Source organism: Massilia sp. UBA6681 (assembly GCF_002454935.1).
GTDB lineage: Bacteria > Pseudomonadota > Gammaproteobacteria > Burkholderiales > Burkholderiaceae_D > Telluria > Telluria varians.
Map to the genome: position 1 here is coordinate 1 of NZ_DKJX01000027.1, position 17687 is coordinate 17687.

The 17687-nt window shown below is 63.0% G+C and carries 15 protein-coding genes; 9 read left to right on the forward strand and 6 right to left on the reverse strand.

Features of this window, described 5'->3' with window-relative positions; genetic code table 11:
- The 5 genes from B2R83_RS03045 to B2R83_RS03065 all read left to right on the forward strand — a co-directional run.
- A partial coding sequence (locus tag B2R83_RS03045) for a PfkB family carbohydrate kinase (protein WP_292038217.1) occupies positions 1 to 214 on the forward strand: 214 nt, incomplete at its 5' end.
- A gap of 34 nt (positions 215 to 248) precedes the next feature.
- Positions 249 to 1526 carry an MFS transporter gene (locus B2R83_RS03050; protein ID WP_292038218.1) on the forward strand — a complete coding sequence of 426 codons (1278 nt, stop codon included), beginning with the start codon at positions 249 to 251 and terminating at the stop codon, positions 1524 to 1526.
- Positions 1523 to 3787 carry a polysaccharide lyase 6 family protein gene (locus B2R83_RS03055; RefSeq protein WP_292038219.1) on the forward strand — a complete coding sequence of 755 codons (2265 nt, stop codon included), beginning with the start codon at positions 1523 to 1525 and terminating at the stop codon, positions 3785 to 3787. Before B2R83_RS03050 ends, B2R83_RS03055 begins: the two co-directional genes overlap by 4 nt.
- A gap of 7 nt (positions 3788 to 3794) precedes the next feature.
- Positions 3795 to 6047, forward strand: coding sequence for a heparinase II/III domain-containing protein (locus tag B2R83_RS03060; RefSeq protein ID WP_292038220.1), 2253 nt, complete (start codon positions 3795 to 3797; stop codon positions 6045 to 6047).
- Entirely contained in the window at positions 6044 to 6892 is an 849-nt protein-coding gene (locus tag B2R83_RS03065) for a fumarylacetoacetate hydrolase family protein (RefSeq protein ID WP_292038221.1), read from the forward strand. Before B2R83_RS03060 ends, B2R83_RS03065 begins: the two co-directional genes overlap by 4 nt.
- A gap of 48 nt (positions 6893 to 6940) precedes the next feature.
- On the opposite strand, the gene B2R83_RS03070 is transcribed toward B2R83_RS03065, so the two are convergent.
- The 4 genes from B2R83_RS03070 to aroE all read right to left on the reverse strand — a co-directional run bounded on the left by B2R83_RS03070 (position 6941) and on the right by aroE (position 11124).
- Positions 6941 to 8512, reverse strand: a complete 1572-nt coding sequence (locus tag B2R83_RS03070; protein ID WP_292038222.1) for an aldehyde dehydrogenase (NADP(+)) — start codon at positions 8510 to 8512, stop codon at positions 6941 to 6943.
- Positions 8513 to 8594: 82 nt separating this feature from the next.
- Positions 8595 to 9491 carry an SMP-30/gluconolactonase/LRE family protein gene (locus B2R83_RS03075; RefSeq protein WP_292038223.1) on the reverse strand — a complete coding sequence of 299 codons (897 nt, stop codon included), beginning with the start codon at positions 9489 to 9491 and terminating at the stop codon, positions 8595 to 8597.
- A 10-nt stretch (positions 9492 to 9501) separates the two neighbouring features.
- A complete protein-coding gene (locus tag B2R83_RS03080) occupies positions 9502 to 10230 on the reverse strand; it encodes a ribonuclease activity regulator RraA (RefSeq protein ID WP_292038224.1) in 729 nt (242 codons plus the stop codon).
- 75 nt (positions 10231 to 10305) lie between these two features.
- Positions 10306 to 11124: a shikimate dehydrogenase gene (gene aroE, locus B2R83_RS03085; RefSeq protein ID WP_292038225.1), complete on the reverse strand. Its 819-nt coding sequence runs from the start codon at positions 11122 to 11124 to the stop codon at positions 10306 to 10308.
- Positions 11125 to 11495: 371 nt separating this feature from the next.
- Between aroE and B2R83_RS03090 the strand changes: the two genes are divergently transcribed.
- Entirely contained in the window at positions 11496 to 11834 is a 339-nt protein-coding gene (locus B2R83_RS03090) for a hypothetical protein (protein ID WP_292038226.1), read from the forward strand.
- A gap of 3 nt (positions 11835 to 11837) precedes the next feature.
- Here the strand turns inward: B2R83_RS03090 and B2R83_RS03095 are convergent, their stop codons facing one another.
- Positions 11838 to 12980 carry a YbdK family carboxylate-amine ligase gene (locus B2R83_RS03095; protein WP_292038227.1) on the reverse strand — a complete coding sequence of 381 codons (1143 nt, stop codon included), beginning with the start codon at positions 12978 to 12980 and terminating at the stop codon, positions 11838 to 11840.
- Positions 12970 to 14160, reverse strand: coding sequence for a cation:proton antiporter (locus B2R83_RS03100; RefSeq protein ID WP_292038228.1), 1191 nt, complete (start codon positions 14158 to 14160; stop codon positions 12970 to 12972). Before B2R83_RS03100 ends, B2R83_RS03095 begins: the two co-directional genes overlap by 11 nt.
- Before the next feature lie 320 nt (positions 14161 to 14480).
- On the opposite strand from B2R83_RS03100, the gene B2R83_RS03105 reads away from it, so the two are divergent.
- Genes B2R83_RS03105 through B2R83_RS03115 form a run of 3 tightly spaced genes read left to right on the forward strand, consistent with a single transcriptional unit; the run spans position 14481 to position 17679 of the window.
- Positions 14481 to 14888 (forward strand): hypothetical protein, encoded by a 408-nt coding sequence (locus B2R83_RS03105; RefSeq protein WP_292038229.1) that lies wholly within the window; start codon positions 14481 to 14483, stop codon positions 14886 to 14888.
- The gene (locus B2R83_RS03110) at positions 14885 to 16213 is read left to right on the forward strand and encodes a KGGVGR-motif variant AAA ATPase (protein WP_292038230.1); all 1329 of its coding nucleotides are present in this window, start codon (positions 14885 to 14887) and stop codon (positions 16211 to 16213) included. Before B2R83_RS03105 ends, B2R83_RS03110 begins: the two co-directional genes overlap by 4 nt.
- Positions 16210 to 17679, forward strand: a complete 1470-nt coding sequence (locus B2R83_RS03115) for a hypothetical protein (protein ID WP_292038231.1) — start codon at positions 16210 to 16212, stop codon at positions 17677 to 17679. The genes B2R83_RS03110 and B2R83_RS03115 overlap by 4 nt, the downstream gene beginning before the upstream one ends.
- The last annotated feature ends 8 nt before the right edge of the window (positions 17680 to 17687 follow it).

Sequence of the window (17687 nt, forward strand, 5' to 3'; positions counted from 1 at the left end):
GCGCGGCATTGCGCCCGGCCAGCGCGTGGCGCGCGTGGTCGACACCGTCGGCGCCGGCGACGGCTTCGCCGTCGGCGTGCTCAGCGCGCTGCTGGACGGCCTGCCGCTGGCCGCCGCCGCCGCCCGCGGCAACGCGATCGGCGCGCGGGTGGTGCAGTTCCGCGGCGATTGCGAAGGCTTGCCGAACCGCGCCCAGCTGGCCGCGACGCACTAGATACAACACACATAAAGATACTGGAGACTCTGGCATGAAAACAATGAAAGGCTTGCGCTGGCTGGTGATGATGCTGGTCGCCGCCGCCACCGTCATCAACTACATCGACCGCTCCGCCCTGGCGGTGATGTGGCCCGGCATCGCCGACGAACTCGGCATGGACAAGCAGGACTACGCCAACATCGTCACGGTGTTCCTGATCGGCTACGCGGTCGGCCAGACCCTGTTCGGCAAGCTGTTCGACGCCCTCGGCACCCGGGTCGGCTTCATCCTCTCGATCGCGGTCTGGTCGATCTCGATCGGCCTGCATTGCATCGCGCGCTCGGCCCTGTCGTTCGGCCTGTTCCGGGTGCTGCTGGGCGTGGGCGAGGCCGGCAACTGGCCGGGCGCGACCAAGGCGGTAGCCGAATGGTTCCCGGTCAAGGAGCGCGCGCTGGCGCAAGGCATCTTCGGCGCCGGCGCCTCGCTCGGCTCGATCGTCGCGCCGCCGCTGATCGCCTTCCTGTACGCCTTCGTGGGCTGGAAGACCACCTTCATCCTGATCGCGGCGCTCGGCTTCATCTGGATCGTGCCCTGGCTGATCATCTACAAGTCCGGCCCCGGCGCCCACCCCTGGATCAGCGAGGACGAGCGCAACTACATCTTGAGCGGACAGATCCGTCCGGTGGAAAAGCAGGCCGAGTACGTGCCTTCGCTGGGCCAGCTGCTGCGCCACCGCCAGAGCTGGGGCGTGATCGCCGCGCGCTTCTTCATCGATCCGGTCTGGTGGCTGTTCGTGGCCTGGCTGCCGCTGTACCTGAACGAGCGCTTCGGCTTCGACGTCAAGCAGATCGGCCTGTTCGCCTGGGTGCCTTTCGTCGGCGCCGGCATCGGCGCCCTGGCCGGCGGCTGGCTGTGCGGCCGCCTGCTGGCGCGCGGCTGGAGCGTCAACCGGGCCCGCAAGTCGGTGATCGGCCTGGGCCTGGCGCTGATGCTGCCGTCCCTGCTGTTCACCTCGGTCGCCGACACGCCGCTGCTGGCGGTGCTGTCGATCGCCGTGATCCTGTTCGGCTTCCAGGCCGCGATCACGAATATCCAGACCCTGCCGAGCGATTTCTTCTCCGGCCGCTCGGTCGGCTCGCTGGCCGGCATCAGCGGCACCGCCGCGGTGCTGGGCGTGATCGCCTGCATGCAGCTGGTGCCGATACTGACGGCGGACGGCAACTACGCGCCCTTCTTCGCGCTGGGCGCGCTGCTGGTGCCGCTGGTGTTCGTGGCGGTGTGGCTGGGCGGCCCGGTACAGCCGGTCGAGGCCGGGAAGGACAAGGCATGAGCGCCGCCACGCGTGCGCTGGCCTGCGCCCTGGCGGTCCTGGCGCTCGGACTCCTGCCGCAGCGGGAGCTGGCGGCCAGGGACTTCCTGGTCGGCGACAAGCTTGCCTTCGATGCGGCCCTGGCGCGGCTGGCGCCGGGCGACGCGATCGTGATGAAGAACGGCACCTGGCGCGACGTCGAGATCGGCTTCTTCGCCGAGGGCAGGGCAGGGCAGCCGGTGACGCTGCGCGCCGAGACGCCGGGCAAGGTGATCCTGTCCGGTCGCTCCAACCTGCGCCTGGCCGGGAGCCACCTGGTGGTATCGGGCCTGGTGTTCCGCGATGGCCATACGCCCACCGGGGAAGTGATCTCGTTCAAGCGCGACGAACGCCGCCTGGCGCACCACTCGCGCGTCACCGAAGTGGTGATCGACAACTACAACAACCCGGACCGCGACGCCGCCGACTACTGGGTGGCCCTGTACGGCAAGCACAATCGCTTCGACCACAGCTACCTGGCCGGCAAGCGCAACCTGGGCGTGACGATGGCGGTGCGCCTGAACAGCGAGGGCAGCCAGCAGAACCACCACCGGATCGACCATAATTATTTCGGGCCGCGACCGGTGCTCGGATCGAATGGCGGGGAAACCCTGCGGGTCGGCACCAGCACCTATTCGCTGACGGACTCCCATACCCTGATCGAGAATAACTATTTCGACCGCTGCGATGGCGAAGTCGAGATCATCTCCATCAAGTCCGGCAAGAACATCATCCGCAACAATGTGTTCTTCGAATCGCGCGGCACGCTGACACTGCGCCATGGGAACGGCAACCTGGTCGAAAGCAATGTTTTTTTCGGGAACGGCGTCGAGAACACCGGCGGCATCCGCGTCATCAACCGCGACCAGACCGTGCGCAACAATTACCTGGAAGGCTTGACCGGGACCCGTTTCGGCAGCGGCTTCGCGATCATGAACGGCAGGGTGGACGCTCCCTTGAACCGCTACGGCCAGGTGCGCAATGCGCGGATCCACAACAACAGCTTCATCGATGTCGATCACTTCCAATTCGGCGCCGGCAAGGATGCCGAGCGCAATGCGCCGCCGGTGGACAGCCGCATGGAAGACAACCTCATTTATCATCGGAAGGGGGCGGCCAGCATCGTGTCCTACGACGACATGGGCGGCATCCGCTTTGCCGGCAATCTCGTGCAGGGCACGAGCGCGGCCGAGCTGCCCGCAGGCTTCGAGCGCACCGAGCTGCGGATGCGGCGCAACGCCGCCGGCCTCCTGATGCCGCAGGACGCAGCCCAGCGCCGGCGCGGCGCCAGCGCTTCCTTGCGTCCAGTCGTCAAGGCGGCAACCGGGCCAAGCTGGTACCCGAAGAACGAGCCCCGGGTGGTCTTCGGCTCCGGCCGGCGCATCGACGTGGACGCCGGGCGCGAAGATGCCCTCGCCCAGGCGCTGGCAGGGGCCGGCGACGGCGACAACCTGCTGCTGGCGCCCGGCCGCTACCGGGTCGACCGGCTACTGCTCATCGACAAGGTTGTGACGATCGGGGCCCGGCAGGCCGGCACCGTGGTCCTGCTACCCGAGCGCACCACGCTGTTCGAGATCCGCAATGGCGGCGCGCTCAAGCTGGCCGGTCTAGGGATCGACGGCAGCGCCAGCCCCGATTCGGCGGGCAATGTCCTGATCCGCACGCAAAAAAGCGGCATGTTCGTCAGCTACCGCCTGGTGCTCGAAAATGTCGATGTCAGGAACCTGGACGTCAACCATTCGCATCACTTCTTCGATGCCGGCAGCCGCAGCCTGGCCGAGGAGATCCGGATCACGGGATCGACCTTCGGCAAGATCACGGGCGATCTGCTCAGGCTGGACAAGGAAAGCGATGACCTGGGCAACTACAACGCAGACGTCCTGGTGCTGGATGGCAACCGCTTCACCCACATCGACGGCGTCCTGGCCAGCCTGTACCGCGGCGGGACCGATGAAAGCACCTTCGGCCCGCGCCTGGCCTTTACCCGCAATGTCGTCGAACACGTGGGCCAGGGCAGGCGCAACAAGCGCCGCGCGGCGCTCTACCTGCACGGTGTGCAGCTGGCCCGCATCGCCGGCAACGAATTCGCCGACAGCGGCGGCATCGTGGTCGAGCATACGGTCGGCGACCCGGATACCGAACTGCGCGGCAACACTTTCCGGAACGTGCCGCCCCTGAAGGCAAGCGAGCTGCATGCGCAAGGCGCGAGCACCGTGAAATATCTCGAGAACCAGGACAGTTGAAGGAATCATGATGTTGAAGAATCAAAGAATCATGTGCGGCTTGGGCCTGGCCGCCCTGGCGCTCGCCTGCGCCGCACCGGCCCACTCGGCGCAGGCGCCGGCGTCCGGACATTCGGGGCTCGTCCTGACTGGACAGGACGTGGCCTCGATGCGTGCCGAGATCGCACGCCCGGGACGCTTCCAGCGCGAATTCCAGGAGCGCAAGGCCCAGGTCGACCGCCAGCTGGGCTTGCCCATCCTGGTGCCGGTGCCGCGCGACGCCGGTGGCGGCTACACGCACGAAATTCACAAGAACAATGCCCAGCTCATGTACGACGCCGGGGTGGTATACCAGTTGACGGGCGAGAAGCGCTATGCGCACCTCGTGCGCGACATGCTGGCCAAATACGCCGACCTGTACCCGACCCTGCCCCTGCACCCGCAGCGCCGGCCGGATTCGGTGATCTCGGCCGGGCGCCTGTTCTGGCAGAACCTGAACGAATCGGTGTGGCTGGTGTATGCGATCCAGGCCTACGATGCGGTGCTGCCGGTCCTGGCGGAAGGGGAACGCCGCCACATCGAGAAGGGCATCCTGCGCCCGGTCGCGCTGTTCCTGTCGGAGGGCTCGCCCCATACCTTCAACACCATCCACAACCATGCCACCTGGGCCACCAGCGCGGTCGGCATGACCGGCTATGTGCTCGGCGAGCGCGAATGGGTGGAGCGCGCCCTGTATGGCCTGGACAAGTCCGGCAAAGGCGGCTTCCTGCGCCAGCTCGACGAGCTGTTCTCGCCCGACGGCTACTACACCGAGGGGCCCTATTACCAGCGCTATGCCCTGCTGCCCTTCGTGACCTTCGCCAAGGCCATCGCGGTGAACGAGCCTGGGCGCAAGATTTTCTCCTATCGCGACGGCATCCTGCTGAAGGCGGTCGATACCACGATCCAGCTCAGCTATAACCAGCGCTTCTTCCCGATCAACGATGCGATCAAGGACAAGGGCATCGACACCATCGAGCTGGTGCACGGGGTGGCGATTGCCTACTCGGCCAGCGGCGACCCCAGGCTGCTCGATATTGCGCGGCGCCAGGAGCGTGTGCTCCTGACCGGCGACGGCATGCGCGTAGCGCAGGCGCTGGACGCGGGCCGGGCCCAACCCTACCGCTTTGACTCGCGCGTGTTCCGCGACGGCGCGGGCGGCAAGGAAGGGGGGCTCGTGGTCATGCGCGAGCAGGACCAGGCCCTGGTCTTCAAGGCCACCGCCCAGGGCATGGGCCACGGCCATTTCGACAAGCTGAACTGGCTGTTCTACGACAATGGCGCCGAAGTCGTCTCCGATTATGGCGCGGCGCGCTTCCTGAACGTCGAGGCGAAGTTCGGGGGGCGCTACCTGCCGGAAAACAAGACCTATGCCAACCAGACCATTGCCCACAACACCCTGGTGGTCGGCGAGACCAGCCATTACGGCGGCAAGCTCGGCGTCGCCGAGAAGCACCACCCCGAGCTGCTCTACTTTGCCGAGCGCGACGGCCTGAAGATTTCGGCGGCGCGGGTCGAGCATGCCTATCCGGGCGTGGCCTTCGTGCGCACGATGGCGCAGCTGCGGCACGAGAAGCTGGCGCACCCGCTGGTGCTCGACGTGCTGACGGTACAGTCGGACCAGCCGCAGCAGCTCGACCTGCCGCTGCAGTACAAGGGCCACCTGATCAAGACCAATTTTGAGCTGGACAGCGCCACGACCGCGCTGGCGCCGCTGGGCAAGCACCATGGCTACCAGTACCTGTGGCTCAAGGCGAGCGGGGCGGCCGCGGCGCCGCTCAACCAGGTGACCTGGCTGAACGACAACGGCCGTTTCTATACGCTCAGCACGGCCAGCCTGCCGGGAATGAAAACCTTGTTCACCCAGATCGGCGCGAACGATCCGAACTTCAACCTGCGCAACGAGAACGCCTTCATCCTGCGCCTGCCGGCGGCGCGCGAGGCGGTCTTCGTCAGCGTGCTCGAACCGCATGGCGGGCATGACCCGGTCAGCGAAGTCACGCGCGACGGCAACAGCCAGGTCAAGCAGATCCGGCACCTGCGCAGCGGCGACGTCGATGCGGTGCACCTGGCGCTTGCCAACGGCCTGGAGTGGCTGCTGCTGCTGAACAATAGCGCGGGATACAAGGAAGGGCAGGCCAGCCGCATCCGCGTCGATGGCCGCGAACACGTTTTCCAGGGGCGCTTCCAGCTGGTCCCGCTCGGCGGGCAGGTAGGCAGCGCCATGAAGGGCAAGCCATGAAGCTGTGTCGCGTGGGCGCCCCAGGCGCGGAAATCCCGGCGGCCATCGATGCGCAGGGCGCGATCCGCAGCCTGGCCGCGCTGGTGCCGGACCTGGGCCCGGAATGGCTGGCGCCGGAACGCCTGGCGGCGCTGGCGGCAATCGACCTGGCGCGCCTGCCGCTGGTCGACCCGTCGGTCCGGATCGGCGTGCCGGTGGCGGGCATCCGCCAGTTCATCGGCATCGCCCTGAACTACCGCAAGCACGCGGAGGAATCCGGCCAGCCGCTACCGAGCGAACCGATCGTGTTCACCAAGGCGATCACCTCGCTGAGCGGCCCCAACGACGGCATCGTGATGCCGCCCGGTTCCGAGCACAGCGACTGGGAAATCGAACTGGGTATCGTGATCGGCACCACCGCCCGCAGCGTGGCGCGCGAATCGGCGCTGCGCCATGTGGCCGGTTATTGCCTGGCCAACGATGTCTCGGAGCGGCACTGGCAGAATTTTCGTAACGGCCAATGGAACAAGGGCAAGAGCTTCGACAGCTTTGGCCCGATCGGCCCCTGGCTGGTGACGGCCGACGAGATTCCCGACCCGCAGGCCCTGGCGATGGAATTGTCCCTGAACGGCGAGCGCATGCAGGCCAGCAATACTTCCGACATGATCTTCAGCGTCGCCGAGCTGGTGTCCTACGTGAGCCAGTTCATGACCTTGCTGCCGGGCGACGTGATCGTCAGCGGCACGCCGGGCGGCGTCGGCATGGGCTTGAAGCCGCCGCGCTACCTGCGGCAGGGCGACGTGCTGCGCCTGTCGATGGACGGGCTGGGAACCCAGACCCAGCACGTCACGATGGCCGGCCGCTGAGGCGGCTGCCATCCACGCAATCGGCGGCCCGAAGGCCGCCGTTTTACTTCAACCCGGCACCAGCTCGCCGTCGACAATGCGCGCCAGCCCCTGCGGATTGGCGTCGCTCAACGCCTCGGGCAGCAGGTCGGCGGGCACATCCTGGTAGCACACCGGACGCAGGAAGCGCTCGATGGCCGCGGCGCCGACCGAGCTCGAGCGGCTGTCCGAGGTCGACGGGAAGGGGCCGCCGTGCACCATCGCGTGGCTCACTTCGACGCCGGTCGGGAAACCGTTGAACAGGATGCGGCCGGCCTTGCGTTCCAGGACCGGCAGCAGCGCGGCGGCCTGCGCGCGGTCGGCGCCGGTGGCGTGCACCGTGGCGGTCAGCTGGCCCTCGAGGTGCTCGGCCACCGCCAGCATCTCGGCCGCGTCGCGGCAGCGCACCAGCAGCGAGCTCGGGCCGAAGATCTCGGCATGCAGGACCGGGTTGGCCAGGAAGCTTTGCGCGTCGGTGCCGTACAGGAAGGCCTGGGCCGCGCAGGGCGCGCCCGCGTCCGCGCCTTGCGCCAGCAATCGCACGTCCCCGTCGGCGGCCAGCGCCTGCACGCCCGCCAGATAGGCGCCATGGATGCCGGGGGTCAGCATGGTCGCGGCGGACTTGGCCCCGAGCGCGGCCGTGGCGGCGTCGACAAAGCCCTGCAGCGCCGGGCCGTCGATGGCCAGCAGCAGGCCCGGGTTGGTGCAGAACTGGCCCGCGCCCATGGTCAGCGAGTCGGCGAATCCCTGCGCCAGCGCTGGATTGGCCAGGGCGCCTTCGAGCAGGAAGACCGGATTGATGCTGCTCATTTCGGCATACACGGGGATCGGCTCGGCGCGCGCGGCGGCGCTGCGCACCAGCGCCAGGCCGCCCTGGCGCGAGCCGGTGAAGCCGACCGCCTTGATGACCGGATGCGTGACCAGGTCCTGGCCGATGGTCTGGCCGGCCCCGATCAGCATCGAGAACACCCCTTCGGGCATGTCGCACTCGGCGGCCGCCCGCGCGACCGCCTTGGCCACCAGCTCGGAGGTGCCCAGGTGGGCCGAATGGGCCTTGATGATCACCGGGCAGCCGGCAGCCAGCGCCGAGGCGGTATCGCCGCCGGCGACCGAGAAGGCCAGCGGGAAGTTGCTGGCGCCGAAGACGGCGACCGGACCCAGGCCGATGCGGCGCATGCGCAGGTCGGCACGCGGCGGGCTGCGCTGCGGCAACGCCGCATCCAGCGTGGCGCCCTGCCAGCGGCCGTCGCGCACCACCTTGGCGAACAGGCGCAGCTGGTTGCAGGTACGGCCGCGTTCGCCTTCCAGGCGGGCCTGGGGCAGTCCGGTTTCCAGCATCGCCCGTTCGATCAGCGCCGGTCCCAGGTCCATGATGCGCCCGGCGATCGCTTCCAGGAAGGCTGCGCGCCGCGCCAGGTCGGTGGCACGGTAGGGGTCGAAGGCCGCCTGGGCCAGGGCGCAGGCGCGCTCCAGCTCGGCCTTGCCGGCCAGGCCGAAGGCCGGCTCGATTTCCGTCTTGCGCGAGGGGTCGATTGCCTTGAGCGAGCCTTCGCGGCCCGTCACCAGGCTGCGACCGATGACCATTTCACCAGCGATGTGCATGATGTCTTCCTTGATAGTGAGAGAAAATTAAAATGAAAAGCGCGGGCTTGCCGCGCTTGGAAGGTGCTGCCGGGGGCGCGCCTCAGCCACGCAAGGGCGTCTCGGCCAGGCCGGTGACGCCGGGGCGCAGCATGATGACGGCGCCGGCCCAGTCGTCGCCTTGCGGCGCGCCGGCGGCGATCGACGTGACCAGCAGGGTATCGAGGCGGTCGCCGCCGAAGCTGCACATCGAGGGCTTGGTCATCGGCACATCGATGCGCCGGTCCAGCTTGCCTTCCGGCGTGAAACGCAGGATGCAGCCGCCGTCGTTGCCGCAGATCCAGTAGCAGCCATCGCTGTCGACCGCCGCGCCGTCCGGCCTGCCGTCGAAGGCGTTCATGTCGACGAAGGGGCGCTGATTGGCCGGCATGCCCTCGTCGACGTCGTAGTCGAAGGCCCAGACCAGTTGCCGCGCCGCATGCGAGTCGGACAGGTACATGGTGCGGCCGTCGGGCGACCAGGCCAGGCCGTTCTGCACCAGCAGGCCCGAAACCACCGGCGCCGACACCCCGTCCTGCGTGGTATACCGGTGCAGGCGGCCGAGCGGACGCGCTGCCGGGATGTCCATGAACATGGTGCCGCTCCAGAAGCGCCCCTGGCGGTCGCAGCGGCCATCGTTGAAGCGCATGCCGGGGCCGAGGCCGTCGGCGGGGCTGCCCAGCTTGGTTTCGATGGCCATCGGACCATCGCCCAGTTCCAGCCCGAAAATCCCGCTTTCCATGCCGGCCACCAGGCCGCCGCCTTCCCTCAAGGCGATGGACGCGACCATTTCCGTGGTCTGCCAGCTGCGCGTGCCGGCGCCGGCGGCGTCCAGGCGCCAGACCGTCCGGCCCGTGATGTCGACCCAGTACCAGGCGCGCTGCCGGCCGCACCAGAGCGGGCTTTCCCCCACGCTGCAGCGCACGCCGTCGACACGCTCCACACCATATGTATTCGTCATGGCGAGTCTCTCAGGAGGGCTGTTCGGCGCGGCGCGCCAGCCAGGCTTCGTAAAGGGATTTGGTGGCGGGATCGGTGGCCGGGTACAGGCCGATGATCGATGCGCCTTCGGCCACCTGTTCCAGCACGAAGTCCTCGAAGCGCTCCATCTCGACCGCGTCGCGCGCGACCTCCTCGGCCAGGTGGGCCGGGATGCAGACCACGCCGTCGTCGTCGCCGACCATGATGTCGCCGGGGTAGACCGGCACGCCGCCGCAGCCGATCGGCGCGTTCAGGTCGAGCGCATGGTGGCGGATCAGGTTGGTCGGCGCCGAGGCGCCCGAGCACCAGGCCGGCATGTCCAGCCGGGCGATGCCGGCCGCGTCGCGCAGGCCGCCGTCGGTGACGATGCCGGCCGCGCCGCGCACCTGCATGCGCGTGGCCAGGATGCTGCCGGCCGAGGCCACCGAGACGTCGCCGCGGCAGTCCATCACGAGGACGGCGCCGGCGGGGATTTCTTCGACCGCGACGCGCTGCGGGTGGCGCGGATCGCGGAACACTTCGATGCCGTCCAGGTCTTCGCGCGATGGAATGTAGCGCAGGGTAAAGGCCGGCCCGGCCAGGCGCTGCCCGGCTTTCAGCGGCCTGGCGCCCTGGATGAACACGTTACGGAAGCCCCGCTTGTACAGCAGCGAGGTCAGGGTGGCGGTACTGACGGACTTGAGCATGTCCAGGGTGCTGGACGATACGGCTTGGTGCATTGTTTTCTCCGGTTATATGGTAATTGCCAATTCTTCGCGCCAGCAGGAGCATGACGCTAATGGGGAGCTGGACGCTTATTCGCAGGCACGCATCGCCGCGTACACCGGCGCCGTGTCGGGGCGCACGCCGCGCCACAGCACGAAGGCTTCCGCGGCCTGTTCCACCAGCATGCCCAGGCCATCGCGCGCCGTGACGCCATGTTCTGCTGCGAAACGCATGAAGACCGTCGGCTCCTTGCCGTACATCATGTCGTAGGCAAAGGCGCCGGGCGCGAAGATGGCGGGACCTACCGGCGGCAGTTCGCCGTCGATGCTGGCGGAGGTGGCGTTGATGACGATATCGAAGCCGCCCTCCAGCGCCGCGAACCCACTGGCGCGGATGTTTCCCTGTTCGGAAAATGCCGCAGCCAGCTCGCTGGCGCGCGCCATGGTACGGTTGGCGATCGTCAGCGACGCCGCACCTGCCTGGAACAGGGGCAGGATCGCGCCACGCGCCGCGCCGCCGGCGCCCAGTATCAGGATGTGCTTGCCAAGCAGGGGAACGCCGGCGTTATGCGCGATGTCCCTGACCAGGCCCGCGCCATCGGTGTTGTCGCCGACTATCCGCCCATCGTCGAATTTCAGCGCATTCACCGCGCCGGCGGCCTGGGCGCTGTCGGTCAGGGTATCGGCCAGGGCGTGGGCCTCGAGCTTGAAGGGGACCGTCACGCTCATGCCCTTGCCGCCTTGCGCGATGAAGTCGCGCACCGCGGAGGCGAAACCGTCCAGCGGCGCCAGCAGGCGCTCGTAGCGCAGGTCCTGTCCGGTTTGTTCGGCAAATGCCATATGGATTTGCGGTGATTTGCTGTGGGCGACCGGGTTGCCGATCACCATGTAACGATCAGGTGCGTTCATCAATATTTTTCTTTCAGGACCATTTCTTGGTTTATCGAGGGGCGCATCGTGAGATGTTTCATCCAGCGATACACCAGATCGTTACAGTACGGACTTGCACGTATCAGACGCGATCATGAATTGGGTGCCGGATAAATTACTGTAACGATTTACTGTAACGATTTAGTGAGTGGCGTCGAGGTTACGCAGAAATGCAGATTGTGTCAATCAGCATTTGAGGATGATCAAATAACTTGCGGCTTAGGAAGCAATGCAGGCGACGCTCGTGTACACGGACGTGCACACGAAATCGCTTGCGTTCGTTCCTGTATCGGTCAATAATGAATGAGAATCATTCTCATTCATTGCTGGTATTCATGAGGAGTCCGTGCATGGTCATTCCCTTCGCAGACCCGGCCTTGCCGCAGCCGCCAGCCAACGTGCGTGGCCAGCATGTGCTGCTGGTGGCATCGCTGCTGCACCTGATGTCGCACTACACTGCGCGCGGCGACGGCGAGCGGCCCTGCGTCAAGCTGGCGTCCGTGATCGAGCGCCACCTGTGCGCGCTGTCACGGCTGCCGGACGTCGATCCGGTGCTGCGCGCCACCTGTGAACAGCTGACCGAGCGCTGGGCCGGATTGGTGGACGCGCAGCTGCCGCGGCCGGTGAAGCAGCCGCTGCTGGCCAGGTTCATGAAAGGGAGCTGGGCCGGCAAGTCGGCCGCCGCCTGAGCGTCAGCCCTGCCGCCAGCGCATCCGCCGCTCGCCCCTGAAGCGCTGGATCGCCCCGTTCACCATGCCTTCGACGCTGCCTTCGCGCTCGAACACGTGGCGCAGCTGGGCCGCGTCGCTGCCTTCGCGGGCCGCCTGCGCCAGGTGCTGCAGCGCCTCGACGCTGCCCAGCGCCTCGGCATGCGGCATCATTCTGTCCAGCGTGGCCAGGATATCCTCGCGCATCGGCACGTTGGCATAGGTCTTCGGATGCGTGATCGCGCCCTCCAGCCCGAAGCGGCAGGCCTGGAAGCGGTTGTAGTTGTAGACCAGGTAGTCGTCCTCCACCGGCGGCGCGTCGACGCGCTGCAGCAGGTGCCGGCACAGGGCCTGCAGGTAGGCCGCCAGCGCCGCCGCGCGCTCCACCGTGAGCGGCGTGTCGCATACGCGCAGCTCGATGGTGCCGTACTCGGGCTTGGGCCGCAGGTCCCAGTAGAAGTCCTTCATGCTCTTGATGATGTTGGTGCGCTCCATCTTGGCGAAGTACACGTCGGTGAACTCCTGCCAGCTCAGGACGAAAGGCGCGCGCCCGCTCATCGGGAAGGCGAACACGGAATTCAGCCGCGCCGAATCGAAACCGCTGTCGTGTCCCTGCACGAAGGGCGAGGAGCTCGACAAGGCGATGAAGTGCGGCAGGTAGCGGTTCAGCGCGTGCAGCAGGTACAGGGCATCGTCGCCGTTGGCGCAGCCGATGTGCACGTGCTGGCCGAATACGGTGAACTGCTTGGCCAGGTAGCCGTACAGCTGCGACAGGTATTCGTAGCGCGGCTTGCTCGAGATCTTCTGATCCGACCAGTGCTGGAACGGATGGGTGCCGCCGCCCGCGATGCCGATGTTGAGCATGTCGCCGGCCGCCACCAGGGTGTCGCGGATGGCCCGTAATTCCTCCAGCAGCGGCCCGTAGGACGAGTGCACGCTCGAGTTAATCTCGATCATGCTCTCGGTGATCTCGGGCGTCACGTTGCCGGGGAAGGGCTTGCGCTTCAGGAGGTGCAGCAGGTCGGGCGCCGCCGCGGTCAGGTTGAAGTCCGACAGGCTGACCAGCTGAAGTTCCAGTTCGACGCCGAAGGTGAGCGGCTGCGAGGGATTGAAGGCTTCAAGCGGCATCGGGACGCTCCGGAGCTTCGCGCGCCCACACCAGGGCGCGCTGGATGATGACGGGACCGAACACTTCGAGCAGCATCGTCACCGCGGCCATCGCGCGCAGTTCCTCGACGACGTGCACGCCCGCATGGCGCGCATGTTCGATCAGCAGGATCACGAACACCGACAAGGGCGCCAGCCCCAGGCTGGTGAGCGCGCCCTTGCGCCACGACACGCCGGACAGGTGGGCAAACGCGGTCACCCCGACGGTCTTGGCCAGCTGGCGCACCGCCACCACGATCACCGCCAGCGTCGCGCCGGTTGCCACCTGGCGCCAGTCGAGCGTGGAGGCGGCGTAGATGAACAGCAGCACGGTCAGCACTTCGCCCAGCGCGCCGAAATTGCGCTGCGCCTGGCTGAAGGCGATGCGGCGATGGCGCGCCGTCAGGCCGAACGTGAGCGCCGCGATGTAGGGCGAGAGCGAACCGGCATCGCAGATCGCCACCAACAGCACGATGGCGAGCGCGAAGGCGGCCGTGGCATCGTGACGCGGATTGTGCAGGACGCGCAGCAGGGCGGGGACGGCGACCCCGAATACCGCGCCGACCAGGGCCGACCCGGCCAATGTGACGAGGCTCTGCCACAGGGCCTCGCCCACCGCGTCAAAAGTGTGGAAGATCCAGAAGCCGATGATGGCGTTGAAGGCGAACACCGCCAGCACGCAGTTCAGCGCCGTCAGGTGCAGCACGCGCTCGGTGACCTGGCCCGAGCTGCGGTATTCGTTGATGACGCGGACGATGGTGGCGGGCGAGGTGCCCATCGACAGCGCGGCCATCATCAGCGCCACCAGCTGGGAAGTGCCGAAGGCCAGCGCCACCAGGTAGACCAGCACGAAGGTGAGCAGGCTTTCCGCCAGCCCGGCCACCCCGATCCAGGGATTGTGGCGCAGCCAGCGCAGGTTGATGCGGTAGCCCAGTTCGAACAGGATCAGGCCGAAGGCGATGTCGGCCAGCAGCGCCACCGGACCGGCGTCCGGCGCCGGCAGCACGCCGATCTGGGTGCTGCCCAGCGCGAAGCCGACCAGGCCATAGAAGCTGATGCGGGGCAGGCCCGTGAAACGCTGGCCGAATTCGCCGGCCAGCCAGGCGACGGCGAGCGCGATCGGCCACGCAAGGCTGGTCAGGATGGGCAGCAGGTCGGGCATGAGTTCCCTTTCACTAACGCTTGGAACATAACAATGCATAAAATTTTTGCCAATATTACAAGATTATCGAGACGCACGATTGACACTTGTGACAGTAGAGCCGCAATTTGCTGAGTGCATGTAAGGTTCTTGAAGCGGCGTGGCAGGCAGATGTTCGAAGTACTCTTAGTCGACCACATGGAACAAACTTCCCACAGAAGGTCATCGCCGTAAAATCTAATGTTTGCCTGCTCATGCGGATACCTGATATCGTGTTGCATTCAAGGAATGATTACCGAGCCAGTCGTTGAGGTTCCGCTAACACTAACAAGAGGCCGATATTGGCAAACTACTCTAGCGCAGCGGCACGGCATTGGAGCGATGCTGAATTGCTTTTGGAAAATACTCGTTTTGACAATGCTGATCATTTATATGGAATAGCTGCCGAGTGTGCGGTTAAAACCGCGATCGTCACTGGTCATCGGGTAAATGACGAGCAGTTGCCAAAAAAATACTGGGAGCATATTGACGCTTTATGGGATTTAGTTCCAGTTCAGCAGTTGTCGCGAAATTACCCTGGAATGGTCGCGATTATGAAGTTGGCTAATCCATTTTCAGATTGGCGTATTTCAAATCGATATGCAGTTACTGGATCTGTAACAACTGATGCTGTTGAAGCCCATCGTTCGATCACGCGGAGGTTGCTTACCGCAACGCAAATTCTCGGAACACGGCGGGAGAGAAAATGAATAATATAGTTTTGTTTGACCAAGCTATTGATCAAATACTTGATCAGCTAAAAAAGAAATTTAATGGCGAACGAGATTTCGGTGCAATACATATTGTTCGCGATGCACTGGGGGCGCTTACTGTTGTGCTTCCCGAATCAGCGTTGCAAGGCGAGGAGTGGGATGCTTTTGCTGAACAGTTGCATTCATCGTTAGGAGTTTATAGTTCCGGAATTTCACGAGTGTTGCTAGGTGAGGATGATTTAATTGATCCAGAGGATATATTAAATTCACCAGATAAAGTCAGTGTTGATCTAAATACATGGCTCATCGATCGACTGCTAACAAACCAAGATTGGTTGCGTCCGTCTCTTATCGATCGAGCACCAATTCCTACCGCCGTCGCATTTAGCGTAAAAGGCGGTGTAGGGCGGAGTACGGCTTTCGCTTTCTTTGGTTGGCACCTTGCGCGAAAAGGGAAAAATGTATTATTGGTAGATTTGGATTTAGAAGCCCCTGGCATGGGGGCAATGTTGTTGAGCGAGTTGCCTAAATTCGGTCTCATCGATTGGATTATAGAAAATATAAACGGTCAAGGCAGTGTTGATTTGCTAGATTCCGCAATTGCCCAAGCCCCTATTGCTCATGATGCACCAGGGTCACTTCGTATTCTTGCTGCCTATGGCCGAGAAAGTCATCAATATATTTCGAAGCTTGGGCGAGTTTATGGGAATAGTTTCGATGAGTCTGGTGCTATGGTCGGGCTTGCTGAGAGACTTCGGGACCTTTTGAATACTATCCAGAAGTTGGAAAATCGACCTGATGTGATTTTACTTGACTCTCGGGCCGGGCTTCATGATATCGGCTCTGCCGCTATAACGCGTCTCGGAGCTGAAGTATTTTTATTTGCTCGTAACGATGAACAGGATTGGTGGTCGTATCGGCAAATATTCGATCATCTTCAACATTCTAAAAGCGTTGCTCATGGGATGGGCAACGAAGATGACCTTCGCTGGAAATTAAAGATGGTAGCTGCTCAGACCGCTGCTAATGAATCTGCTAGGAAATCATGGATCGATAGATCATATAAAGAATGGGCGCAATTTTATGATGATGAATCATATAAAGAGAATCCAGATTTTGAGCCCGTTGTATTTTCTCAGGACGATGCCGCAGCTCCTCATTTTCCTCTTTTCGTTAACTTTGAGCCTGCAATCAGAGGGCAGTCACTCACTCACGTAGAATCGCGCCCGGAGTGGAACTATGTGAAAGGGATTTTTGGTGATTTTTTCAAAGGTGCAGAGTTGCGCTTGTGGCCGAGCGAAGAATATGAGGAGTCGGAGTGAAAGCGAAAAATTTTAACTTCCCGTCTTTAGCGATTAGAGACGCGCTTTGTGAGATCGAAGATACATCCCAGGAGTCCTTGAATCCTCCGTCAAAAAACACTTTATATATGCCGATTGGGCATATTAAAGCACTGCACTTGTCTGCGAGCGTTGTCGTAGGGATGCGTGGAAGTGGGAAAAGCTATTGGACTGCTGTGCTTGCTAGTGATAGCCATCGTACCCACATTGCTCGCACTGCCCGAATTCCAGACCTGGAATTGGCGGAGGTGTGTGTCGGTTTTGCGCTTGATCCAAGCAGTAATTCATTTCCTCAAGCAACCGAACTTAATAATATTCGTTCTAGTGGCTTGGATGCTAAATCTGTTTGGTACACCGTCATTCTAAACCATGCACTTCAGATGTTAAAGCAGCCATTTCCGGTAAAGGGTGCCTGGTTGAAAAAGGTGCAATGGTTCTCCGCAAATGAGCAGAGTGCAATGGATCTTCTTGCGGAGTGCGACCGAGAAATTGCGCGTTCAGGACGCCATCTATTGGTTCTTTTCGATGCTTTAGATAGGCTGGCAAGCAATTGGGAGGAAATTCGACAATATTTAAAGGCCCTTTTATCTATAGGCCTAGAGAGTCGATCGCGACGTGGGATAAAGATTAAGGTCTTCCTGCGTCCGGATATGGAAGAGGATGAAGCGATATGGGACTTTGTTGATAGTTCGAAATTGCGTGCCTCAATGGTTGTACTGTCATGGCGTCCTGTAGACCTCTTTGGTCTAGTGATATTAAATCTTGCAAATAGTGTTACCGTTGGCGAGGAATTTAGAGATGAAATCACTAGGGTTTTAGACATTGAATGGAAAGAGGATTCCTCTGCTTTCCTACTTCCGCGTTTATTAGCGAATGGTGAGCAGCCTGCACGGTCTATAATTGAGGCGTTTGCTGGTGCTTGGGTAGGGACCTCACATAAACGTGGTTATGTTTATACTTGGATACCAACGCATTTGGCGGATGCAAAAGGCCGATTGAGTCCTCGTAGTTTTCTACTTGCGTTTAGAACGGCTGCCCAGTGGACGGCCGACCATGAACCAAGTCATTCAATTGCTTTGCATTTCAAGGGAATTCAGCAAGGGGTAAGTAGTGCTTCAGAGATTCGAGTTAGTGAGATCGCTGAAGATTACCCGTGGGTAGAGCCATTGTTAGAGGCCGCGCGAGGAATCACTGTTCCTTGCGCAGTCGACGATTTGACAGCTGCATGGACTCGAAAGCTTTATGGTCAGGTTCGAAGTGCGAAAAAGCTGCCGCCGCGGCGCTTTAATACAGACCCAATTCGTAAAGGCAAAGCCGAGGCTTTAATTCAGGATCTCGTTGAGCTCGCGATAATTTACCGAACTGAAGATAATCGTATTAATATTCCTGATATTTTTCGCGTCGGGTTTGGTATCCGGCGACTAGGCGGGGTTCGACCACCGAGATAGAATTTCTG